We start from the raw sequence: 23,133 nt of genomic DNA on the forward strand, positions 1-23,133 counted from the left end.
AAGCCATACCGAGGGGTAACGTCCGGGCAGTCCAGTCGTGCTCTGGATTTCAACATGTGAATCCCGCATGAGTTGTCCTCAGCACTTGCCCGAGCCTTGGACCGCACCGTCGCATCGCACAACGTCGTGGCGCCGGCGCCTTATGAGGAGCAGCAGTCTTGCGCGAGTTCAGCCTTCCGGCTTTGTACGAGGTCCCCACGGACGGAAACCTGGCCGACATCGTCCGGAGAAACGCCGCGCAGCACCCGGACGTCGCCGTCATCTCCCGCAAGGTGGACGGCGTGTGGCAGGACGTGAGCGCCCGCGACTTCCTCGCCGAGGTGTGCTCCGCCGCGAAGGGCCTCGTCGCCTCCGGCGTCCAGCCGGGCGACCGGGTCGGGCTGATGTCCCGTACGCGCTACGAGTGGACCCTGCTGGACTTCGCGATCTGGAGCGCGGGCGCGATCACGGTGCCGGTGTACGAGACCAGCTCGCCCGAGCAGGTGCAGTGGATCCTCGGCGACTCGGGCGCCACGGCGTGTGTCGTGGAGTCGGCCGGGCACTCCGCCGCCGTCGAGTCGGTGCGCGAGCGGCTGCCCGCCCTCAAGCACGTCTGGCAGATCGACGCCGGGGCCGTGGAGGAGCTGGGGCGCCTGGGCCAGGACGTCACGGACCGGACCGTCGAGGAGCGCGGCTCGATCGCGAAGGCCGACGACCCGGCGACCATCGTCTACACCTCCGGCACCACCGGCCGTCCCAAGGGCTGTGTGCTCACCCACCGCAGCTTCTTCGCGGAGTGCGGCAACGTCGTCGAGCGGCTGCGCCCGCTGTTCCGCACGGGCGAGTGCTCGGTCCTCCTCTTCCTTCCCCTCGCGCACGTCTTCGGGCGCCTGGTGCAGGTCGCGCCGATGATCGCGCCGATCAAGCTGGGCTGCGTCCCCGACATCAAGAACCTCACCGACGAGCTGGCCGCGTTCCGGCCCACGCTGATCCTCGGCGTGCCGCGCGTCTTCGAGAAGGTGTACAACTCGGCGCGCGCCAAGGCGCAGGCCGACGGCAAGGGCAGGATCTTCGACAAGGCCGCCGACACGGCGATCGCCTACAGCAGGGCCCTGGACACCCCGTCCGGCCCGTCCCTCGGCCTCAGGATCAAGCACAAGGTCTTCGACAAGCTCGTCTACGGCAAGCTCCGCACGGTCCTCGGCGGACGCGGCGAGTACGCCATCTCCGGCGGCGCCCCGCTGGGCGAGCGCCTCGGCCACTTCTTCCGCGGCATCGGCTTCACGGTCCTGGAGGGCTACGGCCTGACCGAGTCCTGCGCGGCCACCGCCTTCAACCCGTGGGACCGGCAGAAGATCGGCACGGTCGGCCAGCCGCTGCCCGGCTCCGTGGTGCGCATCGCGGACGACGGGGAGGTGCTGCTGCACGGCGAGCACCTTTTCAAGGAGTACTGGAACAACCCGGACGCGACGGCCGAGGCGCTGGCCGACGGCTGGTTCCACACCGGTGACATCGGCACCCTCGACGAGGACGGCTTCCTCTCGATCACCGGCCGCAAGAAGGAGATCATCGTCACCGCCGGCGGCAAGAACGTCGCCCCGGCCGTGATCGAGGACCGCATCCGCGCGCACGCGCTGGTCGCGGAGTGCATGGTGGTCGGCGACGGGCGGCCGTTCGTGGGCGCGCTGGTCACCATCGACGAGGAGTTCCTCGGCCGCTGGTGCTCGGACAACGGCAAGCCGGCCGGTTCGACGGCGGCGTCGCTGCGGGAGGACCCGGATCTGCTCGCCGCGGTCCAGTCGGCCGTCGACGACGGCAACTCGGCGGTCTCCAAGGCCGAGTCGGTGCGGAAGTTCCGGGTGCTGTCCGCTCAGTTCTCCGAGGAGTCGGGGCATCTGACGCCGTCGCTGAAGCTGAAGCGGAACGTGGTGGCCAAGGACTACGCGGACGAGGTCGAGGCGATCTACGCGAAGTAGCCGAGCGGGAGGGGGCGCCTGCCGAGGTGCCCCCGCTTCGCCGCCCGCGCGTGCGGGTTCGCACTACAGCAGAGCTTCCAGCCTCTTCGCCAGCAGGTCCCAGCGCCACTTCTCCTCGACCCACGCCCGGCCCCGCTCGCCCATGCGGCGGCGCAGCCCGGCGTCGCCCAGGAGCGTGACGACGCGGTCGGCGGCCTGTTCCTCGTCGCCGCCGCGTACGACCCACCCCGTCTCGCCGTCGAGCACCGCGTCCGGGGCACCCCCCGAGTCACCGGCGACGACGGGCAGGCCGGTCGCGGAGGCCTCCAGGTAGACGATGCCGAGGCCCTCGACGTCGAGGCCGCCCCGGCGGGTGCGGCAGGGCATGGCGAAGACGTCGCCGGCGCCGTAGTGCGCGGGCAGCTCGGACCAGGGGACGGCGCCGGTGAAGTGGACGGAGGCGGCGACGCCGGTGTCGGCGGCGAGGCGGCGCAGGTCCTTCTCGTAGGGGCCGCCGCCGACGATCAGCAGGACGGCGTCGGGCTCGGCGGCGAGGACGCGCGGCATGGACCGGATCAGCGTGTCCTGCCCCTTGCGCGGCACCAGCCGCGAGACGCACACCACCACGGGACGCTCGGTCAGTCCGAGCCGGGCCCGCACCTCCTCGCCACCGCTGCCCGGGTGGAAGGCCTTCTCGTCGACGCCGGGCGGCAGTTGCGTCATCCGGGCGGCGGCCTCGGGCGTCAGCGCGCCGGCGATCCGGGAGCGGGTGTACTCGCCGAGGTAGGTGAGGGTGTCCGTGGACTCCCCGATCCTGCGCAGCAGTTGCCGGGCGGCGGGCAGCTGGGCCCATCCGGCCTCGTGGCCGTGGGTGGTGGCGACGAGCCGCTCGGCCCCCGCCTTCCGCAGTGCCGGCGCCATCAGGCCCAGCGGCGCGGCCGCCCCGAACCACACCGACGTGCACCCGTGCTCGCGCAGCAGCCCGACGGCCCGCCGGGTCGCGCCCGGTGTCGGCAGCAGCATCGTCGTACGGTCCCGTACGACGGTGAAGGGCTGCTCGGCGTCGAAGGCGGCGGTGGCCTCGGCGCCCTCCCGGCCGCGCTTCCAGGTGGAGGCGTGGACGACGAGGCGCTCGGGATCCAGCCGCAGCGCCATGTTGTGCAGGAAGGCCTGAATGCCGCCCGGGCGGGGCGGGAAGTCGTTCGTCACGATCAAGGTCTTGCGCACGCCGCCGACCCTACCGAACCCGCCGTGCGGGCCGGGGCCCGGCCGCGTCCGGTGGCAGACGTCCAGGTGCCCGGGCCATCATGGGCCCACCGGCACGGGACGCGGACGGGCAGGGAGCACGTGGAGACGAAGGACGCGAGGCGGCCTGCGGCGTGGCTGCCGGTGGTCTGGGGCGCCACCCGGCTGGTGCTGCTGCTGTTCGTGCTGAAGGTGCTGGTCTTCCCGGGGCCGGACGTCACCACCGACGTGTCCGTCATCTACCGGGACTGGTACGAGGTCCTGCGCACCGGAACGTTTCCGCAGGCCGACGTCACCTGGCAGTACCCGCCCGCCGCGGCCCTCGCGATCCTCTCCCCCGCGCTGCTGCCCTTCCTCTCCTACCCGACGGCCTTCTTCGTCCTGGCCTGTGCCGCGGACCTGGCCGTCCTCGTGCTGCTGTGGCGCGCGGGCCGTGGTGGCGGTCGCTCGTCGCGTGGTGCGTGGGTGTGGGTGGTGGGCGTGCCGCTGCTCGGGCCGACGGTGTACGCCCGCTACGACGTGATGGTCACCGCCGTCGCGGTGGCGGCGCTGCTCGCCGCCGGCCGGCATCCGCGCGTGGCGGGGGGCCTGGCGGCGTTCGGGGCGCTGCTGAAGGTGTGGCCGGCGCTGGTGCTGATCGGGATGCGCGGGCGCGCGCCGTGGGTCGCCGCCGCGCTGAGCGGTGCGGGGCTGGCGGCGCTGTTCGCCGTGGTGATGCCGGGGGCGTTCGCGTTCCTGACGTTCCAGCGCGAGCGGGGCACCGAGGTGGAGTCGCTGGGCTCGCTGGTCTTCCATGTCGCCCAGCACTTCGGCTGGGACGGCGAGGTGCTGCTCAACTACGGCTCGGTCGAGTTCCTCGGCCCGTACGTGGGCACGGTGAGCACGGCCGCCCTCGTGCTCGCCGCCCTGGCGCTGGGCTGGCTGCTTCTGTGGCGGCTGGCGGCCTCGCGCTTCGCGGCGCACACGGCGGCGGACGCGGCCTTCGTGGCGGTGTTGGTGTTCACGGTCACGAGCCGGGTGATCAGCCCGCAGTACATGGTGTGGCTGATCGGCCTCGCGGCGGTCTGCCGATGCTTCGCGGCGAGCCGGATGCGGGTGCCGGTCGCTCTGGTGCTGGCGGCGACCCTGGTGACGGTGCTGGAGTTCCCGGTCTTCTTCGCCCAGGTCGTGGCCAGTGATCCGCTCGGCGTCGCGCTGCTGTCCGTCCGCAACGGCCTGCTGGTCGCCGCGGCGCTCGTCGCGGCCCACGCCCTGTGGCGCGACACCGCGCCGCGCGGGCACCCCGAGCGACCGGGGCGGTCCGGGTGGCCCGGTCCGTCCGGGCCGTCGGGGCGGTCGGGGCAGTCGGGGCAGTCGGGGCAGTCGGGACCATCGGAGCGATCGGGACGGTCGGGACGGTCGGGACGGTCGGGGCCATCAGGGCCGTCGGGGCCGTCGGGGCCGTCGGGGCCGTCGGGGCCGTCGGGGCCGTCGGGACTGATCGGCCGGCTCAGTCGAACTCCGCCCGGAGATACTCCCGCCACCGCGCGGTGAAGTCCTCCGGCGTCGTCCCGAGCACCTCGTCCATCGCGGACTCGACCGCGCCCGCGCGGTCGTCGTGCGCGCCCACGGCGCGGTAGAAGGCGTCCAGGCGGTCCTCACCCCACTGGTCGGCGATCATCCTGCAGGCCAGCCAGCCGCCCTCGTAGGCGCGGGCCAGTTGGTCCGCGTCGGCGGTGAAGCCGAAGTCCTCGTCGGTCGGCAGACCGGCGGGGAGCCGGCCCTCCAGGACCGCGCCGGCCATCTCGGGGGCGGCCTGGGCGGGGGTGCGGCCGCTGCCGCGGTAGCCGGCCCAGTCGGCGTAGCCCTCGGACAGCCACAGCGGGGTGGCGGCGGTGGTGTCGGCGCGGGTGGCGACGTGCGTGGTCTCGTGGGTGAGCACGACCTGCTTGCCGAGGCTGCCGAGCAGCCCGTACGCGTCGGGGTTGACGATGATCCGGTCCGCCGGGGCCCGCTCCCGGCCGCCCGTCTCGCCGGTGGTGACGGCCGCGATGCCCCGGTAGGACGAGGCGGGGGACCCGAGCAGGCCCGCCATCCCCTCCAGCGACTCCGGGACCAGTACGACGACCCGGCGGGCCCAGTCGCCGTCCCAGGCGTCCGACACGGCCGGCACCGCCCGGTCGGCCAGGTCCGCGTAGCCGCGCAGCGCCCCGGTGGACTGCCCGACGCCGAGCACGAGGCTGTGCGTCCCCCGGACGACCTCGACCGCGCCCTGGTCCCACGGCTTCCGGCCGGACTCCTTCGCCGGCCCCTCGGAGTCGACGGACCACCGCCCTTCCGGGCCGTCCCGGCTCAGCCGCACGGTGCGGGCGGCGGTGACGGGGCCGCGGTCGTAGCCCTCGAGGCGGTAGCGGAGCTCGACGCCGGCGGTGGCGGTGTCGTCGCCGGTGCGGTCCACGTCCCTCACCCGGTACGACCACGCGGCCAGCGGCACCGCGCCCAGGTTGTCGAAGCCGGCCCCGGTGCCCGTGCGCGCGTAGGCGGCCCGGTCCCGGTCGAGTACGGCCGCCGCCCGCCGGTCCAGCACCCGCTGCACCTCGGCCCGGGCGGGGTCGGCGGCGGTCCGGCCGCCGCAGGCCACGAGGGAGACGAGCAGCAGGCACAGCGCCACCACCGAGGAACCCGACACCCGCGTTCGACCAGCCACCTTCCCGATCGTACGGGCGCCGGACCGCCGGGGGCAGGGGGACCGCGGACGCGAAGGTCAGACCCGGGTGACCGAGGAGACCGGCATCATGCCGACCGGGTCGTAGCGCACGGGCGCGCCGGGGTAGGGCGCGTGGATCACCTGGCCGTTGCCGACGTACATGCCGATGTGGCTGGCGTCGTCCCGGTAGGCGACCAGGTCGCCGGGGAGCGCCTGGGCCAGGGAGACCCGCTGCCCGGCGCCGGACTGCGCCTGCGAGGTGCGCGGCAGGCCGATGCCGGCCTGCGCGTACGACCACTGGGTCAGGCCCGAGCAGTCGAAGCCGGTGGGCCCGTTGGCACCCCAGACGTAGGGCTTGCCGAGGGCGGAGCGGGCGGCGGCGACGGCCGCCGCCGCCCGGCCGGAGGCGGGGGCGGCCTCGCCGGGACCGGAGCCGGAGCCGCGCCCGGCCAGGTCGGTACGGCCGGAGCGGGAGCCCCGGTCGTAGGCGGCGCGTTCCTCCTTCGGGAGGGAGTTGAGCAGCTCTCTGGCCTTGGCCAGCTTGTGCTCCACGGTCTTCTTGTGGGCGGCGACGGCCTTGCGGCCCTTCTCCAGCTCGGTGAGTTTCCGGCCGGCCTCGGCGCGGTCCTGGGCGAGGTCGATCATGGCCCCCTGGAGTCGCTTCAGCTCACCGGCCTGGTGGGTGGTGATCCGGTCGAGCACGGAGGCCTTGTCCAGGTAGTCGTCCGGCTCGGCGGAGAGCAGCAGTGCCAGCGACGGGTCGATGCCACCGGAGCGGTACTGGGCACCGGCCAGGGAACCGAGCGCGTCCCGCATCGTGTTGATCCGCCCCTGCTGCCGGGCGATCCCGTCCTGCGCGGCGCTGACCTCCTCGCGCAGGGCGTCGGTGCGCGCCTCCGCCTTGTTGTAGGCCTCGGTCGCCTGCTCCGCCTCCGTGTGGAGGCGGTCCACCTCCGCCCGCCGGTCGTCGTGCGGGGTGGCCGTGGCCGGTACGGCGCCCAGGACTGCGGCGGCGACGGACAGCAGGCCGACGGCGGCGACGGCGCCGCGGTCGAACCCGGTTGGTGCAAGGCGACGATGGGACCCCACGGGAAGCCGCACTCCTTCCGCTGGCGGACAGGGAAACGCGGCAGACAGTAACCCCGTGGCGGGGCACCGGCCAACGACCTCGGGGGCCGCGCAGCACGACGCCCCGCCGCTGACGCAGGTCACCGGCGGGGCGGGGGGTCAGAAGGCCGTGCCACGATTCGCCCGAACGGGCGGTACGACGAGGACGACTTCGGATCGTGTGCGGGGTGCGGGGAGGCCCACCCGTTCAGGTTCGGCGGTCGCGGGTCAGACCCGCACGCCGAACATGAACGGGCCGCCGATGGTGCTCATCGACTCGTAGCGAACGACCGTGCCGGTGCGCGGCGCGTGCAGGACCTGGCCGTTGCCGGCGTAGAGGCCGACGTGGTGCAGGTCGTTGAAGAAGAAGACCAGGTCACCGACCTGCAGCTGGCTCATCGAGGAGATGCGCGTACCGGCGCCGGTCTGCGCCTCGGAGGTACGCGGGATGCCGACGCCGGCCTGGGCGTAGGCCCAGGAGGTCAGACCCGAGCAGTCGAAGGAGGACGGACCGGTGGCGCCGTAGACGTAGGGCGTGCCTATCTTGCTCTGGGCGGCGGCGAAGGCGGCGGCTGCCCGGCCGGAGGCGGGCTTCCCGGAGGGGGTCCCGGAGCTGGAGAGGACCTGGCGCTCGCTGCTGCGGGTGGAGCGCTGCTCCTCCTTCTGGAGGGCTTCCTTCTCCGCCGCGGTGAGCGTGTTGAGCAGCTTCTGCGCGGAGGAGAGCTTGCCCTGGACTTCCTTCTTCTTCTTGCCGAGTTCGGTGCGGGTGGAGGCGAGGTCCTTGAGCTTCTCGCCGGCCTCGGCACGCTGCTGGGCGAGGTCGCGCTGCTTCTCCTGGACCTTCTTCAGCGTCTCGACCTGCTGACCGCTGAGCTGGTCGAGCGCGGAGGCCTTGTCCAGGTAGTTCTCCGGGTCGGCCGACAGGAAGAGCTGGAGGGACGGGTCGATGCCGCCGGAACGGTACTGGGAGCTGGCCATCGAACCGAGGCCGTCACGCAGCTCGTTGAGCTCCTCCTGGCCGCGGGCGACGTTGTCCTGGATGGTGGAGATCTCCTTCTGGAGCTTCTCCTGCTTCTCCTTGGCTCCGTTGTACTTCTCGGTGGCCTGCTCGGCCTCCGTGTAGAGCTTGTCGACCTTGGCCTTGACCTCGTCCTTGCTCGGCTTCTCGCTCGGAGCGGCGTTGGCGGCCTGCGAGCTGAGAGCGACGGCGGCGGCGGCAGCGGTGGTGAGCACGGTCACACGCGTGCGGCTCGGCTGCTTGGGACGACGGTGGGACGCCACGGAGACGAGCTCCTTCTTGAGAGGGATCACCCGTTCGAGGGTTCGAGGGCTGACCCTAGTGACCCACTCGTGATCAGTTCAAATCCTCCGCCGAAAAATCCCGGTTACGGACCGCGTTCTTTGCCACAACTCACCTGCGGTGACCCTCACCTGACGCTACGTTGCGTGACGGTTCCGTCAATTGGGGCATAGAGCTCCTATGTTGCGCTTGGGACAGACGTGACGCAGAGGCTAGGAAAGCCGCTTCAGGAGCACTACGGACGCCACCGGCCGCGCGCCCGCCCGGGCCACGCCGTCGGCGACCTCGCGGTCGGTGGAGACGACGATGACCGGCCGGCCCGGCGGTTCGGCCCGCACCAGCTGGCGGATCAGCTCGTCGGCGGTGACGCCGGGCTTGGAGAACAGCACCCGCACCCCGCGCGGCGGCGCGAGCAGCACCGGCGCCGCCAGTTCTGCGCCGTCGAAGACGCAGGTCATCTCGGCGCCGGTCTGCGCGGCGAGCTGGGAGAGCTGGCCGAGGAGTCTGAGCCGCTGCTTCTCCAGCGGCATCTGCGGATAGCCGGTCTTGGTGACGTTGTAGCCGTCGACGACCAGGTGCGCCTGGGGCAGCGCGAGCAACTGGTCGAGGATGGCGGGGTCGTTCTCGGACAGGGCGCGGGCGGCGATGTCCTTGGGGGTCATCCGGCCGGGCTCGACCGCGTCCACCGTCTCGGCGGGCCGCACCGACACCGGGGGCAGCGCGAGTTCCCGGCGCAGCCCCTGTGTCGCGTCCAGCAGGGTGTCCAGCAGCAGCCGCACCCGCATGTCCTCGACGCTGCGGCCCTCACGGGCCGCCTTGCGGGTGGCCTCCAGGGCGGCCTCCGCCTCCCCTAGCCGGGTCTTGAGCCGCCGGGTCTCGCTCTCGGCGGCGGACACCTGGGCGTGCCCCTCGGTGCGGACGGCGTCGATCTCGGCACGGATCCTGCGCAGCGCGGCCTCACCGCGCTTGACGTCGCTGAGGGCGGAGCGCAGCTTGCGGTGCAGCGACTCGCCCTCCCTCTTCGCCGACTCCAGTTCGGCGCGCAGCCGCTCCGTCTCGGTCCTGGTGTGCTCCCGGGCCCGGGCCAGCTCCTCGCGCAGCCGCTCGAGTTCCGCGCGGCTCTCCTCGTCGGCGCGCTCGGCGTCGGCGCGCTGCGCCTCCTCGCCGGCGGCGGTCACCAGCTTCACCCAGCCGTGCGGTCGCAGCACATAGGCCGCCGCCGCCACGTCGAGCGGGTCCGCGGCCGGCGGCGGGGAACCCGCGTCCAGGGCGCCGGACAGTTCGGCCTGGGCCTCCCTGAGCTTCTCGCCGATGCGCTGGCGGAACAGGGTGTCGCTCTCCACGGCGGCGGCCATGGCGTTGCCGGCGAACTTGGCCCTGCGGTTCGGGGTGAACCGGGCGTACTGTCTCAGCTGTGCGGGCAGTTCGCCGAGGGTGAGTCCGCCGAAGCCGTCGGACACGATCTGCACGACCCTGCGGCGTACGCCGTCGGGCAGCGGCCGGTCGAGCACCTCGGCGGCGCCGTCGCCCGGCTCCCCGCCCTGTGTCTCCACCATCCGTCACCCCAATGCCTCTGCGCGATCCCGCTCGGGATCACCTCATGCGGGGGCCGCTCCCGTCATCAGGAGGCGGCACCCGGCCTGTCCACGAGTTCCACCTGGTCCACGGCGTTGCACCAGCGGCACCGCACCGACTCGATGGTCTCACTGAGTACCTCGCGCTCCTCGACCTTCGGCTCACCGGCCAGATCGAGGTGCACGTACTCGACGACCTTCGAGGCCCGGGTCACGTCGAAGCGGGTGAGGTTGCCGCAGAGGGTGCAGCGCCACCGCGTCGTCCCGGTCGGCTGGGGAACCGTCATCGTGGCTGTTCACTCTCTTCCTGTGTCGGTGACCCGCCGGACTCCCCCGGCGCGTGTGGCTCGTAACCCTACGGCCTGGCGGGTACCCGTTGCCCGCGTGTCCACGGCGGCGAGGCGGTCCGGGCGATTGCGTCCCGTTACGTCATGCTCTGGGTACATGATCCGCAACTGGCGCACGGCGGCCCTCAGAACGGTCAGGACGGTCAGGACGGTCGGGACACCCGGCACGGCCCGCACGCCCCGCACGGCCCGAGGCCGCCGGTCGACGCCGGTGACGCACGGGCTGATCGTCCTGTGCTGCCTGCTGTTCGTGCTCAGTCCGGCGGCGGGTCTGAATCCGGCGTACGGCACCGGGGAGGAGCTGCTGGCCGCGCAGCGCGCCTACTTCCGACGATGGGGTGTGATCCCCGCAGAACTGTTCGAGGACTCCCCCGGGTCCGCCCTCACCCCCGCCACGGCACTGTTCGTCCACGGCAGCTGGGTGCACCTGCTGGGCAACATGCTCTTCCTCCACGTCTTCGGCGCGATGACCGAGGAACGGATGGGCCGGCTCCAGTTCGCCCTGTTCCACCTCGGCTGCGGATACCTGGCCCTGCTCGGTTACGCGGGCGCCAACGCCCACTCCCAGCAGTCCCTGGTCGGCGCCTCGGGGGCGATCTCCGCGGTCCTCGGGGCGTTCCTCTTCCTCTTCCCGCACGCCCGGGTGACCAGCCTCCTGCCCTTCCTCTTCTTCCTGCCGCTGCGCTTCCCCGCCTGGGTCGTGCTGCCGTTCTGGGCGGCCCTGCAGTGGCTCGCGGCGGGGCGGGCCGGCGACGGCCCCGGGGTGGCGTACCTCGCACACCTGGTGGGCTTCGGACTGGGCTTCGTCTTCGCGTGGGTGCGGTTCGGACGCGGGACCGGGGCCTGCCCTAGAGTGAGGAGCGTTCCAGTGGCGGGCCCCGAGGGAGAGAAACAGCCGTGATCAGCGCGATCGTCCTCATCAAGACCAGCGTGGACCGGATCCCGGAGATCGCGGAGCAGATCGCCGCGCTGGAGAGCGTCAGCGAGGTCTTCTCCGTCACCGGCACCTACGACCTGATCGCCATGGTCCGGGTGAACGAGCACGAGGACCTGGCAGAGGTCATCCCCGGCCGGATCAGCAAGATCCCGGGTGTGGAGGGCACGGACACGCACGTGGCGTTCCGGACGTACTCGCAGCACGACCTGGAGGCGGCGTTCGCCATCGGGCTCGACAACTGATCCCGCGAGGGGGTCCCGGCTCATGATGAAGAGTTCTTCATCGCGGACTCATCCGGGACGACGGGTACCGGGCGCAGGATCGGGGACATGGTCTTCTCTCGCCGGATGGCGGCCCTGGCGGCCGTCGTCCTGATCCCGCTCGGCATCGCCGCGACCAGTTTCGCCCTCACCGACAGTCCGCAGGAGCCCAAGGTCCCGGCCAAGGTGGAGCTGGAGAGCGGCTCCCCGACGCCGACCCCCACCTCCTCCTCGCCCGAGCCGACGCCCAGCGACCAGGTGGTGACCCGGCCACCGGTGACCGACAGCCCTCCGGATGACGACGATGACGACGACCGAGGCCAGGACACCGGGGACGACTCGGGCTCCGACGACGGACCCGGCGACGACGGCTGACCGCGAGCGCCGCCGGATCTCGGCCCGTGTCCGCATCCTGCTCTGGCTGCTGCTCGTGATGGCGGTAGCCCTCGCCTCGGTGGCCACGACCACCCGGTCGATCCTGCTGCACGACACCGACCAGCGGATCAACGGCCTGCTCGCTCAGGAGGCGGGCGAGTTCGCCAACTTCGAGGGGCAGGGCTTCGATCCGGAGACCGGCCGCCCGTTCACCGACCCGGGGCGGCTGCTGCGGGTCTTCCTGGAGAGGCAGTACGCCGACCTGGACGAGGAACTGGTCGGCCTGGTGGGCGAGAAGGGCAGCAGGCCCACCCAGATCATCCAGCAGCGCGAGATCCCGGTCACCCTGCCCCTGCACAAGGACGCCGACGCCCGGCGCCGCATCTACGCCTCCACGGACTCCACCGGCACCCTGCACCGGCCTCAGGGGGACATCCGCTGGGCCAAGGTCACCGTGGCCCGGTACGGCGGCGAACCGGCGGCCGCCTTCGTGGTCGCCTTCCACCCCGGGCGGGAACAGGCGCGCGCGGACGAGGTGTTCCGCGTCCTGCTCGCCATCTCCGGCGTCGCCCTGCTGATGACGACCGGCATCGCCTGGGTGGTCGCGGGCCGGATCCTCAAACCGGTCCGGCTGGTGCGGACCACCGCCGCGCAGCTCACCGAGCAGGACCTGACCCGGCGCATCCCGGTGCACGGACACGACGACGTGGCCGCGCTCGCCGAGACCTTCAACGCCATGCTCGACCGGCTGGAACGCGCCTTCGCCACCCAGCGCCGGTTCGTCGACGACGCGAGCCACGAACTGCGCACCCCGATCACCATCGTCCGCGGCCACCTGGAACTCATGGGCGACGACCCGGCGGAACGCGAGGAGACCGTCCGTCTCGTCACCGACGAACTGGACCGGATGAGCCGCATCGTCGAGGACCTGCTACTGCTCGCCAAGGCCGAACGCCCCGACTTCGTCACCCCCGAGCCGGTCCAGCTCGCCGAACTCACCGCCGACGTCTACGTCAAGGCCCGCACCCTCGGCGACCGGGACTGGGTACTGGCCGAGGTCGCCGACCGCGAGGCCCGGCTGGACCCCCAGCGGATCACGCAGGCCATGGTGCAACTCGCGCAGAACGCCGTGCAGCACACCACCGCCGGCCAGACCATCCGCATCGGCTCCCGCGCCGACGGCACCCGTATCGAGCTGTACGTCGCCGACTCCGGGCCCGGGGTCCAGCCGCAGGACGCCGAGGTCGTCTTCGAACGGTTCCGGCGCGGCACGACCCGGCGCGGGGCGCGCGGCAGCGGTGCCGGGCTCGGGCTGTCGATCGTCAAGGCGATCGCGGAGGGCCACGGCGGGCGGGTCGCCCTGCGCACCACCGAGGGCGGCGGCGCCACCTTCGTACTGACACTGGACTGATTCCGGAAGAGGCACGCCCATGAACCGCATCCTCATCGTCGAGGACGAGGAGCGCATCGCCTCCTTCGTCGAGAAGGGCCTGCGCGCCAACGGCTTCACCACCACCGCCGTCGCCGACGGCGACGCCGCCTACGAGTACGCCCTCACCGGCGGCTTCGACCTGGTCGTCCTGGACATCGGGCTGCCCGGCCGGGACGGCTTCACCGTCCTGCGCGAACTGCGGGAGTCCCGGGTGACGACCCCGGTGATCGTGCTGACCGCGCGGGACTCCGTACGGGACACGGTGGCCGGGCTGGAGGGCGGCGCCGACGACTGGATGACCAAGCCGTTCCGGTTCGAGGAGCTGCTCGCCCGGGTCCGGCTGCGGCTGCGTACGGCGGCCAGGGCGCCCGAGGTGACGGTGCTGAGGTCGGGCGACCTCTCCCTGGACCTGCGCACCCGCCGGGCCCGTGCCGCGGAGCGGACGGTGGACCTGACGGCCCGTGAGTTCGTGCTGCTGGAGCTGTTCCTGCGGCATCCGGGTCAGGTGCTGTCCCGGGAGCAGATCCTGTCGCACGTGTGGGGCTACGACTTCGACCCCGGCTCCAACATCGTGGACGTGTACGTGCGGGCGCTGCGCAAGAAGCTGGGGGCGCAGCGGGTGCAGACGGTACGGGGCATGGGCTACCGGCTGCCGGGCTGACGTATCGGTCCACCGACCGGCATTGGGTGAAGTTTCCTTCATGTCGGACTCATTGAGGGCTCACCGCCCGGGACAACCCTCAGTGATGTGACGTTGAATCTCCGCCTCGCGGCGGCCCTGTGCGTGGCGCTGTCCCTGTGTGCGCTGCTGGCGGTACCCGCCAACTTCCCCGCCCTCGGCGGCGACGCGCGCCTCACCCTCGCCGTCTTCGCGCTGGCCACCTGCGCGTGGATCGGTACGCCGATCGACGACACGTACATCGCGCTGGGCGCCGGACTCGCGCTGACCGCGACCGGCGTGATCAGCAGCGACACCCTCTTCGGCACCCTCGGCGACGACACGGTGTGGCTGCTGATCTGCGCCTTCGTGCTGGCGGCGGCGGTGGCCCGGACCGGGCTCGCGGGGCGGGCGGCGGCGTTCCTGGTCGGCGGGGCGCGCAGCGTACGGCAGTTGGTCCACCTGACGACGGCCGCGCTGGTGGTGACGGCGTTCGCGGTGCCGGCCACGTCGGGGCGGGCGGCGCTCGCGCTGCCGGTGTTCCTCGCCCTCGCCAAGGCCCTCGCCGACCGGAAGCGACTGGTCGTGATGCTCGCGCTGCTGTTTCCGACCGTGATCCTCCTGTCGGCGGTGGCGACACTGATCGGTGCGGGCGCGCATCTGATCACCGTGTCGGTGCTGTGGGAGTCGACCGGTGACCGGATCGGCTTCACCCAGTGGCTGCTGCTCGGCCTGCCGCTGGCGGTGACCTCCTCCCATCTGGCCGCCGAGACCGTCCTGCTGACGACCACCCGGCGGGCGGATCGCAAGGGCCCGGTGCGCATCACCGCCGAGGAGATACAGCGGCACAGCGAGAGCCCGGTCACCGGTCCCTGGACGCAGGCGGAGAAACGCTGCGCCGCGCTGCTGGCCACGGTGGTGACCCTGTGGTGCAGCGAGCCTCTGCACCATGTCTCGCCCGCGGTGGTGGCGCTGATCGGCGCGGTCGTCGCCTCCTCGCCCGCGCTCGGCACCGTACGGCTCAAGGACGCCCTGAAGACCGTCCCCTGGTCGCTGCTGCTGTTCATGGCGGCGACCATGGCGATGGGCGTCGCGCTCGCCGACTCGGGTGCGGCGAAGTGGCTGGTGTCGGGGCTGCCCTCACGGGTGGCGCCGGCCGTCTTCCTCGGGATCGTGGTCGTGGTCAGCACAGCGGCCCACCTTGTCCTCCAGTCCCGCTCGGCCCGATCCTCCGTCCTGGTCCCGCTGGTCATCGCCGCGGCCCTGGGCGCGGGGGTCAACCCGGTCGCCGCCGCGCTCGCGTCCACCGCCGCCGCCGGCTTCTGCCACACCCTCCCGGCCTCCGCCAAGCCGGTCACGCTCTTCTCCGACATTCCCGGCACCCCCACCTACACCCCGCGCGACCTGCTGCGGCTGTCCGCCGTCCTGGCACCGCTGACCGCCGCGCTCGTGCTGTTCTTCGCCGCCGCGGTCTGGCCGCTGCTCGGCGTACCCGTGACCCGTTGAAGGAGCCCTCCATGTCCGCCGTATTCGCTGTGCCCGCCGTGCCCGCCGTGCCCGTCGTATCCGCCGTGCCGGCCGTGTCCTCCGTGCCCTCCCTGCTGAACCGTGTCGTCGTGGCCCCCAGCGGCTTCAAGGAGTCCCTGTCCGCACAGGCCGCCGCCGACGCCATCGCGGCGGGCGTCCGCCGGGTCCTGCCGGACGCCGATATCGATCTGATCCCGCTCGTCGACGGCGGCGAGGGCACGGCCGTCGCGCTGGCCGCCGCGACCGGCGGGCGGCTGGTCGCACTGGCCGCCACCGGGCCGGTCGGTGAACCCGTCGGCACCCACTTCGCGCTGCTCGGCGCGCGGGACACGGCGGTGGTGGAGATGGCGGCCGTCGCGGGACTGTCCCTGGTCCCCCGCGCCCTGCGCGACCCGGGCGCCACGACGACGTACGGCGTCGGCGAGCTGATCCGCGCCGCGCTCGACACCGGGGTCCGGCGGGTCCTGGTCGGCTGCGGCGACTCGGGTACGTCGGACGGGGGCGCGGGCGCGCTCCAGGCGCTCGGGGCCCGGCTGCTGGACGCGGACGGCTTCGAACTCCCGCCCGGCGGACGGGAGCTGATCCGCCTCGCCCGCATCGACCCGTCGGGGCTCGACACCCGGCTGAAGGACACCGAACTGCTCGTCGCCTGCAACCCGTTCAACGTGCTGTGCGGCGAACGGGGCGTGGCCCGGGTGTTCGGCCCGCAGAAGGGGGCGGCGCCCGCACAGGTCGAGGAGTTGTCGGCCGGCCTGGAGAACTGGGCGCGCGTCCTCACCCGCGACCTCGGTGTCGTCGGCACCGACCTGCGCCACGGCCCCGGCACCGGCGCCTCCGGCGGGCTGGGCGCGGGACTGGCCGCCGTCGGGGCCCGGCTGCTGCCCCGTTTCGAGGTGCTGCTCGACCACCTCGACCTGGACGCCCGCCTGGCCCGCGCCGACCTGGTGCTCACCGCCGAGGGGGCGCTGGACCACCAGACGCCGCGCGGCAAGGTGCCGGCCGAGGTGGCCCGCCGCGCCAAGCTCTACGGCCGTCCCGTCCTCGCCCTGGCCGGCACGCTCGGGGAGGGCGCGCACGAGGTGCCGGGGGTGGACGCCTGCCACGGCATCATGCCGGCGCCGATGGCCCTGGCGGACGCGCTGCTGCGCGCCGCCGAACTGCTCACGGACGCCACGGAGCGGGCGCTGCGGATGATCCTGCTGGGGTCGCGGCTGCCGGGCCGGGCCGCTCAGACGGCCGAGGTCCCGGCCGCTGCGGAGAGGGTGTCCGCCGCGACGGTTCCGGCGGAGGCCGTGTCGGCGAAGATCGCGTCGGCGGAGGCCGTGTCGGCAGAGGTCGGGTCGGGCACGCAACGGCCGTCCTCGGTGCGGTAGTTCCACCGCGCCCCGTCGCTCACCAGCTCCCGCACGGCGTGCACGAACCGCTCGACGTGTTCGTCCGGGGTGCCCGCGCCGAAGCTCACGCGGATGGCGTTGAGGGACTTCTGGCCGGGCGCCGCCTCGGGGGCGCCGCACTCGCCCTGCGCCTGCGGGTCGCCGCCGAGCAGGGTGCGCACCAGTGGGTGGGCACAGAACAGGCCGTCGCGCACGCCGATGCCGTACTCGGCGGAGAGCGCGGCGGCGAAGTGCGAGCTGTTCCAGCCCTCGACGACGAAGGAGAGCACGCCGACGCGGGGGGCGTCGTCACCGAAGAGGGAGAGGACCCGCACCTCGGGCACCTCGGCGAGCCCTTCCCGCACCTTCCGGATCAGGTGCTCCTCGCGGGCGACCAGGGTGTCGAAACCGGCCTCGGTGAGCGCCTTGCAGGCGGAGGCGACGGCGTAGGCGCCGATGACGTTGGGCGACCCGGCCTCGTGCCGGGCGGCGCTGTCGTGCCACTCGACGTCCACGCCCCCGTCGGCGCGCCGGGTGACGCTGCGGCTGGCGCCGCCCCCGGCAAGGTACGGCTCCGCCTCGCGAAGCCAGTCGGCGCGGCCGGCCAGCACCCCGGAGCCGAAGGGGGCGTACAGCTTGTGTCCGGAGAAGGCGACCCAGTCCACGTCCGGATCGGCCACCGAAACCGGGTGGTGCGGGGCGAGCTGGGCGGCGTCCAGGACGATCCGGGCGCCGTGCGCGTGCGCGGCGGCGGCCAGTTCGCGCACCGGCCACAGTTCCCCCGTGACGTTGGAGGCGCCGGTGACGCAGACCAGGGCGGGCCCGTACGGCTCACGGGCGGCGAGGGCGCGCTCCAGCGTCTCGACGGCCTGCGCGGGGGTGCGCGGGGCGTCCAGGAACGTCACGTCGGCACCCCGCCAGGGCAGCAGCGAGGCGTGGTGCTCGGTCTCGAAGACGAAGACGCGGCAGCCGGCGGGCAGCGCGCCCGCGAGCAGGTTGAGGGAGTCGGTGGTGGACCGGGTGAAGACGACCTGGTCGCCGTCCCGGCAGCCGAGGAACCCTGAGACGGTCCTGCGTGCGTTCTCGAACAGGTCCGTCGACAGCTGCGACAGGTACCCGGCGCCCCGGTGCACGCTGCCGTAGTACGGGGCGTAGGCCGCCACGTCGTCCCAGACCCGCTGAAGTGCGGGGGCGCTGGCGGCGTAGTCGAGCGCGGCGTAGGTGACCTCTCCCCCGGTGACGAGCGGGACGGTGACATCCCGCCCCAGAACCGGCAAAGGGGCACAAAGAGACTGGTCGACGGCAGCGGTGGAGACGGACATGGGTGTACTCCCGTGAAGGCAGGTGCCGTCACCACGCGAACCGCGACGGCTCGAGCGTGGGGACGGAGAAGAAGGGGGACGCGGAGGCGGGGCTCTGCGGCCCTATCGCATTCGCTGGTTCACGGGAGGCTCCCTCGAACGACCAGGACCCCTGGGCTGATCACTCGGAAGAGTGCGAGGGGTCCGCGCTTGCCGTAGACCTCGCTGCCTACGGCCTGGTCTTCACCCGGGGCACCCCGCCACGGACGGAGGGTTGCCGGACAGTCGGCCGGGGCCGAATGACTGTCGCTCATGACCTGGACAGGAACGTACGGGAAATGATCGGCGCCCCGCAACCCGAGTCCGGATCGCGGGACACACGTCACACGAGAGGGCGTCAGGCGTTGCTCACGGCCACCCAGCGGTCCAGCGCCCGCTTTGCGGCGCCCGAGTCGATCGCCTCGGCGGCCCGGTCCATGCCGGCCCGGAGCTGCTCGGTCAGCGGCGCCTCGCCGGGCGCCAGGGCGACCAGGGCCGCCGCCGAGTTCAGCAGCACCGCGTCCCGTACGGGGCCCCTCTCGCCGGCCAGCAGGCGGCGGGCGACGTCGGCGTTGTAGGAGGCGTCGGCGCCGCGCAGGGCCTGGACCGGCACCAGTTCGAGGCCGACGTCCCGCGGGTCGAAGCCCTCCTCGGTCACCCGGCCGTCCCGCACGACCCAGACTCTGGAGGTGGACGTCGTGGTCAGCTCGTCGAGGCCGTCGTCGCCGCGGAACACCAGGGACGAGTGGCCGCGCTCGGCGAAGACGCCGGCGATGATCGGCGCCATCCGGGCGTGGGCGACCCCGATCGCCTGGGACTTCACCTTGGCCGGGTTGGTCAGTGGGCCCAGGAAGTTGAACACCGTGCGGATGCCCAGCTGGCCGCGGGCCGCCGCCACATGGCGCAGCGCCGGGTGGAACTTCACGGCGAAGCAGAAGGTGATGCCGGCCTCCTCGGCGACCTCCGCCACCCGCTTCGGTGTCAGCTCCAGGTTGACCCCGAGCTTCTCCAGGACGTCGGAGGCCCCGGACGCCGAGGAGGCGGCCCGGTTGCCGTGCTTGACGACCTTCGCGCCCGTGCCGGCCACGACGATCGCCGACATGGTGGAGATGTTGACCGTCTTGGCGCCGTCGCCGCCGGTGCCGACGATGTCGACCGTCTCCCCCGGCACCTCGATCACGTTGGCGTGCTCGTACATGGTGCGGACGAGGCCGGAGATCTCCTCGACCGTCTCCCCCTTGAACCGGAGGCCCACCGCGAGGCCGGCGATCTGCGCGTCGGTCGCCTCGCCCCGCATGATCACGTCCAGCGCCCACGCGGTGTCGTCCGCCAAGAGGTCGTGGCCGTCCAGCAGCTTGTTCAGCACGGCGGGCCAGGAGCGGCCCGCCGCGGTGTCGCCTCCAGCGGGGGTCACAGCGCTCATGAGCCGCTCCTGCATCGTGTGTGTGGTGGACAGGGAGTGTGCTCCCACCCTATCCAGCCCCGGGCAGGGCGAAGGGCCCCGTCCGAGGAACGGACGGGGCCCTTCGACCGTGGTGTGGCGACGCTGGAGGGTCAGTGGTGGCCGTGGCCGCTCGTGATCTCCTTGTACTCCTCGACAGTCGGCTTCGGAATCTGCGCGTCCTCGCCGTAGTAGGCCTCGCTGAGCTTGGCGCGGAGCTTCTCGGTGCTCTTCACCTTGCGCTCGACGCCGTTCTCGTCGACCGTGGGGCCGATCTCGGCGGGCTTGTACTGCTCGTGCGCCGTGAGCGTGTGCAGCTGCTCCTGGCTGAGCGGCTCGTGCACCTCGATGAACTCACCGTGCGGCAGGCGCTTGATGATGCCCGACTCGCGGCCGTGCAGCACCTTCTCCTTGTCCCGGCGCTGCAGGCCGAGGCAGATCCGCTTGGTGACGACGAAGGCGACGACCGGTCCGAGGAAGAACCCGATCCGCACGAACCAGGTGACCGCGTTGATCGACAGGTGGAAGTGGGTGGCGACGATGTCGTTGCCACCGCCGATCAGCATGATCATGTACGCGGTGACCCAGGCCACACCGAACGCCGTCCGGGTCGGGGCGTTGCGCGGGCGGTCCAGGATGTGGTGCTCGCGCTTGTCCCCGGTCACCCAGGACTCGATGAACGGATACAGGGCGATCAGCATCAGGAAGATGCCGAAGATCACCAGCGGGATGAAGACACCCAGGACCAGCGTGTGACCCCAGAAGTTGATCTCCCAGCCGGGCATGGCCCGGACGAGGCCCTCGGCGAAGCCCATGTACCAGTCGGGCTGGGCGCCCGTGGAGACCATGTCCGGCCGGTAGGGGCCGATGGACCAGATCGGGTTGACCGCCACGAGGCCGGCGATGGCCGCGATGACACCGAAGACCAGGAAGAAGAAGCCTCCGGCCTTCGCCATGTACACCGGCAGCAGCGGCATGCCGACGACGTTCTTGTTGGTCTTGCCGGGACCCGCGAACTGCGTGTGCTTGTGGTAGAAGACCAGGATCAGGTGGCCGACCACGAGCCCGAGCATGATGCCCGGCAGCAGCAGGATGTGGATCGAGTAGAACCGGGCGACGAAGTCGGTCCCCGGGAACTCTCCGCCGAACAGGAACATCGAGATGTACGTACCGACGATCGGCACGGACAGGATCGCGCCCTGGGTGAAGCGGACACCGGTGCCGGAGAGCAGGTCGTCCGGGAGCGAGTAGCCGGTGAAACCGGTGAACATGCCCAGGACGAACAGCAGGAAGCCGAACAGCCAGTTGATCTCACGCGGCTTGCGGAACGCGCCGGTGAAGAAGACGCGCATCATGTGCACGAACATGCCGGCGAGGAAGATGATCGCCGCCCAGTGGTGGATCTGCCGGATCAGCAGACCACCCCGGATGTCGAAGCTGATGTCGAGCGTCGACTTGTACGCCTCACTCATCAGCTGTCCCTGCATCGGGACGTACGAGCCGTGGTACACCACCTCGTTCATCGAGGGGTGGAAGAACAGCGTCAGGTACACACCCGTGAGGATGATGATGATGAAGCTGTAGAGGCAGATCTCGCCCAGCATGAAGGACCAGTGGTCCGGGAAGATCTTGCGCATGTTGGCCTTGGCCAGGGAGTAGATCCCCAGCCGGCCGTCGGCCCAGTCGGCGACACGTTCGCCGGCCGGGGCCTTTCCGCGCGATCGGTCCGCCGATGCGCCGGCGGACGGGTTCGGGTTGCTCGCTGCAGTACTCATCCGCGCTCCCAGAATGCAGGACCGACGGGCTCCTCGAAGTCGCTGAGCGCTTCGAGGTAACCCTCGTCGTTCACGCCGATCCGCAGCTGCGGCAGCGGGTGACCGGCGGGACCGAAGATCACCCGGGCACCGTCGGCAAGGTCGAAGGTGGACTGGTGGCAGGGGCACAGCGCGTGGTGCGTCTGCTGCTCGTACAGCGAGATCGGGCACCCGACGTGGGTGCAGATCTTCGAGTACGCCACGACGCCCTCGTGCGACCACTCGAGTTCCTGCTTGTCCTTGATGGCCTCCGGCTCCAGCCGGATGATCATCAGGGCGGCCTTGGCGATCTCGTTCTGGAAGCCGTGGTCGTGCTCCTCCAGGCCCTCGGGCTTGGCGAAGGTGAGGGAACCGACCGCGATGTCCGACGGACGCATCGGCTCGTTCGTGTTCATGTTGACGAGCAGCTTGCCCTTGGACCACAGCGTGTGGCGGAGCTTCGTCCCGGGCAGTGGGCCGAGGTCGCGCAGCAGGACGACGCCGGAGAGCGGCACCAGCGTCAGCGCCCCGAACATCGTGTTGCGGATCAGCTTGCGCCGGCCGATCACGGATTCCTTGGCGCCCTGCTTGAAGTCCGCGTGGACCTTCGCGCGGGTCTCGGGCGGGGCCTCGATCGGGTGCCGCTCGTCGGCGACCTCCTCGTCGGACATCAGGGTGCGCGCCCAGTGGACGGCGCCCGCGCCGATGGCGAACAGCGCCACGCCCAGGGTCAGGCCCAGCGCGAGGTTCATCGCGTTGATGTGCCCGAGCGGCCAGACGTAGATCGCCTCGTCGTGCGGGATCGCCACGAAGGAGGCGATGAAGCCGATGGTGGCCAGCATCGACACCGTGAACAGCAGGGCGACCGTGCGCTCGGACCGCTTGGCGGCCCGCTCGTCGATGTCCTGGATCCGGTGCTCGTGGGGCGGCAGCCCCGGGTCCGCGAACGGGTGCTTCTCGTCCGCGGGCTTCGGCACGCCGTGCGTGCTGCCCTGCTCGGCAGGCAGGTTCTCTTCTGGAATGTCTTGGCTACTCATGACTTCTTGGCCTTTGCGGTCCGAGCGGCGACCCACACGGCCACGGCGATGCAGCCACCGAGACCGAAGATCCAGCCGAAGAGGCCCTCACTGACCGGCCCGAGGCCGCCGAGCGAGAGACCGCCGGGGTTCACGGTGTCGTCCGAGTTGACCGCGTCCAGGTAGGCGATGATGTCCTTCTTGTTCTGCTCCGTCAGCGTGCCGTCGGGGAAGGAAGGCATGTTCTGCGGGCCGGTCTGCATGGCCTCGTAGATGTGCTTCGGGTCGACGTCCTCGAGGCTCGGCGCGTACTTGCCGTGCGTCAGCGCGCCGCCCTTGCCGGTGAAGTTGTGGCACTGCGCGCAGTTGTTGCGGAACAGCTCACCACCCTTGGCGATGTCCGCACCCTGGGGGCCGTACTTCTCCGCCGACGGGATGGCCGGACCGGCACCCAGCGAGGCGACGAAGGCCGCCAGCTGGTCGATCTCGGCCTGGGAGTAGATCACCTTCTTGCGCGGGACCTGTGCGCCGGGCTGCTGGGCCGGCATACGTCCGGTGCCCACCTGGAAGTCGACGGCGGCGGCGCCGACGCCGACCAGGCTCGGCCCGTCGGTGGTGCCCTGACCCCCGGTGCCGTGGCAACTGGCACAGCCGACGGCGTAGAGCTTCTTGCCCTCGTCGATGGCGAGGGACTGGGCGGTTTCATCGGCCTGCGCCTTGCTCGCGGGTGCGAACGCGGCGTACAGCCCCCCTGTGCATGCCAGCGCGAGGAGTAGGACGACGAGCGC

Annotated in this window: 19 protein-coding genes, 1 pseudogene and 1 riboswitch; of the genes and pseudogenes, 9 read left to right on the forward strand and 11 right to left on the reverse strand. The window is 72.0% G+C overall.

The annotated features are described in order from the left end of the window. Positions 1–158: 158 nt before the first annotated feature. Positions 159–1,955 (forward strand): AMP-dependent synthetase/ligase, encoded by a 1,797-nt coding sequence (locus ABEA26_RS26040; RefSeq protein ID WP_345595780.1) that lies wholly within the window; start codon positions 159–161, stop codon positions 1,953–1,955. 63 nt (positions 1,956–2,018) lie between these two features. On the opposite strand, the gene ABEA26_RS26045 is transcribed toward ABEA26_RS26040, so the two are convergent. Then, positions 2,019–3,161, reverse strand: coding sequence for a glycosyltransferase family 4 protein (locus ABEA26_RS26045; protein WP_345595781.1), 1,143 nt, complete (start codon positions 3,159–3,161; stop codon positions 2,019–2,021). A 120-nt stretch (positions 3,162–3,281) separates the two neighbouring features. Here ABEA26_RS26045 and ABEA26_RS26050 point away from each other — a divergent pair, with 120 nt between their 5' ends. Further along, positions 3,282–4,712: a glycosyltransferase family 87 protein gene (locus ABEA26_RS26050; protein ID WP_345595782.1), complete on the forward strand. Its 1,431-nt coding sequence runs from the start codon at positions 3,282–3,284 to the stop codon at positions 4,710–4,712. Here ABEA26_RS26050 and ABEA26_RS26055 read toward each other — a convergent pair. The 5 genes from ABEA26_RS26055 to ABEA26_RS26075 form a co-directional block, all read right to left on the reverse strand. Further along, positions 4,669–5,865 carry a hypothetical protein gene (locus ABEA26_RS26055; protein WP_345595783.1) on the reverse strand — a complete coding sequence of 399 codons (1,197 nt, stop codon included), beginning with the start codon at positions 5,863–5,865 and terminating at the stop codon, positions 4,669–4,671. The genes ABEA26_RS26050 and ABEA26_RS26055 overlap by 44 nt on opposite strands. Positions 5,866–5,922: 57 nt before the next feature. After that, entirely contained in the window at positions 5,923–6,954 is a 1,032-nt protein-coding gene (locus ABEA26_RS26060) for a C40 family peptidase (RefSeq protein ID WP_345595784.1), read from the reverse strand. A 246-nt stretch (positions 6,955–7,200) separates the two neighbouring features. Beyond that, positions 7,201–8,253, reverse strand: a complete 1,053-nt coding sequence (locus ABEA26_RS26065) for a C40 family peptidase (RefSeq protein ID WP_345595797.1) — start codon at positions 8,251–8,253, stop codon at positions 7,201–7,203. A 231-nt stretch (positions 8,254–8,484) separates the two neighbouring features. Continuing rightward, positions 8,485–9,828: an NYN domain-containing protein gene (locus tag ABEA26_RS26070; RefSeq protein WP_345595785.1), complete on the reverse strand. Its 1,344-nt coding sequence runs from the start codon at positions 9,826–9,828 to the stop codon at positions 8,485–8,487. Positions 9,829–9,893: 65 nt separating this feature from the next. Continuing rightward, on the reverse strand, positions 9,894–10,133 hold the full coding sequence (locus ABEA26_RS26075) for a hypothetical protein (RefSeq protein ID WP_345595786.1): 240 nt from the start codon (positions 10,131–10,133) through the stop codon (positions 9,894–9,896). 157 nt (positions 10,134–10,290) lie between these two features. Here ABEA26_RS26075 and ABEA26_RS26080 point away from each other — a divergent pair, with 157 nt between their 5' ends. The 7 genes and pseudogenes from ABEA26_RS26080 to ABEA26_RS26110 form a co-directional block, all read left to right on the forward strand. Beyond that, positions 10,291–11,094, forward strand: coding sequence for a rhomboid family intramembrane serine protease (locus tag ABEA26_RS26080; protein WP_345595787.1), 804 nt, complete (start codon positions 10,291–10,293; stop codon positions 11,092–11,094). Continuing rightward, complete coding sequence (locus ABEA26_RS26085; RefSeq protein ID WP_279563219.1) at positions 11,091–11,372, forward strand: Lrp/AsnC family transcriptional regulator; 282 nt, start codon at positions 11,091–11,093, stop codon at positions 11,370–11,372. The genes ABEA26_RS26080 and ABEA26_RS26085 overlap by 4 nt, the downstream gene beginning before the upstream one ends. A gap of 87 nt (positions 11,373–11,459) precedes the next feature. Beyond that, positions 11,460–11,765 (forward strand): small secreted hydrophilic protein, encoded by a 306-nt coding sequence (locus tag ABEA26_RS26090; protein WP_345595788.1) that lies wholly within the window; start codon positions 11,460–11,462, stop codon positions 11,763–11,765. Continuing rightward, positions 11,695–13,176: a sensor histidine kinase gene (locus ABEA26_RS26095; protein ID WP_345595789.1), complete on the forward strand. Its 1,482-nt coding sequence runs from the start codon at positions 11,695–11,697 to the stop codon at positions 13,174–13,176. The genes ABEA26_RS26090 and ABEA26_RS26095 overlap by 71 nt, the downstream gene beginning before the upstream one ends. Positions 13,177–13,195: 19 nt before the next feature. Further along, the gene (locus ABEA26_RS26100) at positions 13,196–13,858 is read left to right on the forward strand and encodes a response regulator transcription factor (protein WP_345595790.1); all 663 of its coding nucleotides are present in this window, start codon (positions 13,196–13,198) and stop codon (positions 13,856–13,858) included. An 87-nt stretch (positions 13,859–13,945) separates the two neighbouring features. Continuing rightward, positions 13,946–15,361 carry an SLC13 family permease gene (locus ABEA26_RS26105; RefSeq protein WP_345595791.1) on the forward strand — a complete coding sequence of 472 codons (1,416 nt, stop codon included), beginning with the start codon at positions 13,946–13,948 and terminating at the stop codon, positions 15,359–15,361. Between the two features lie 11 nt (positions 15,362–15,372). Further along, positions 15,373–16,521 (forward strand): annotated as a pseudogene (locus ABEA26_RS26110) (glycerate kinase); the annotation flags it as partial. A gap of 89 nt (positions 16,522–16,610) precedes the next feature. Here the strand turns inward: ABEA26_RS26110 and ABEA26_RS26115 are convergent. The 5 genes from ABEA26_RS26115 to qcrC form a co-directional block, all read right to left on the reverse strand. Further along, positions 16,611–18,077: an aminotransferase class V-fold PLP-dependent enzyme gene (locus tag ABEA26_RS26115; RefSeq protein ID WP_345595792.1), complete on the reverse strand. Its 1,467-nt coding sequence runs from the start codon at positions 18,075–18,077 to the stop codon at positions 16,611–16,613. A 180-nt stretch (positions 18,078–18,257) separates the two neighbouring features. Beyond that, positions 18,258–18,374: riboswitch (SAM riboswitch) on the reverse strand. 79 nt (positions 18,375–18,453) lie between these two features. Next, positions 18,454–19,518: an anthranilate phosphoribosyltransferase gene (trpD, locus tag ABEA26_RS26120; protein ID WP_345595793.1), complete on the reverse strand. Its 1,065-nt coding sequence runs from the start codon at positions 19,516–19,518 to the stop codon at positions 18,454–18,456. A gap of 131 nt (positions 19,519–19,649) precedes the next feature. Further along, positions 19,650–21,311 (reverse strand): cytochrome bc1 complex cytochrome b subunit, encoded by a 1,662-nt coding sequence (gene qcrB / locus ABEA26_RS26125; RefSeq protein WP_345595794.1) that lies wholly within the window; start codon positions 21,309–21,311, stop codon positions 19,650–19,652. Continuing rightward, positions 21,308–22,366, reverse strand: a complete 1,059-nt coding sequence (qcrA, locus tag ABEA26_RS26130; protein ID WP_345595795.1) for a cytochrome bc1 complex Rieske iron-sulfur subunit — start codon at positions 22,364–22,366, stop codon at positions 21,308–21,310. The genes qcrB and qcrA overlap by 4 nt, the downstream gene beginning before the upstream one ends. Further along, positions 22,363–23,133, reverse strand: a 771-nt coding sequence (qcrC, locus tag ABEA26_RS26135; RefSeq protein WP_345595796.1) for a cytochrome bc1 complex diheme cytochrome c subunit, incomplete at its 5' end; no start/stop codon positions are given. The genes qcrA and qcrC, both read right to left, overlap by 4 nt.

The sequence above is a fragment of the Streptomyces marokkonensis genome, assembly GCF_039539045.1.
GTDB lineage: Bacteria > Actinomycetota > Actinomycetes > Streptomycetales > Streptomycetaceae > Streptomyces > Streptomyces marokkonensis.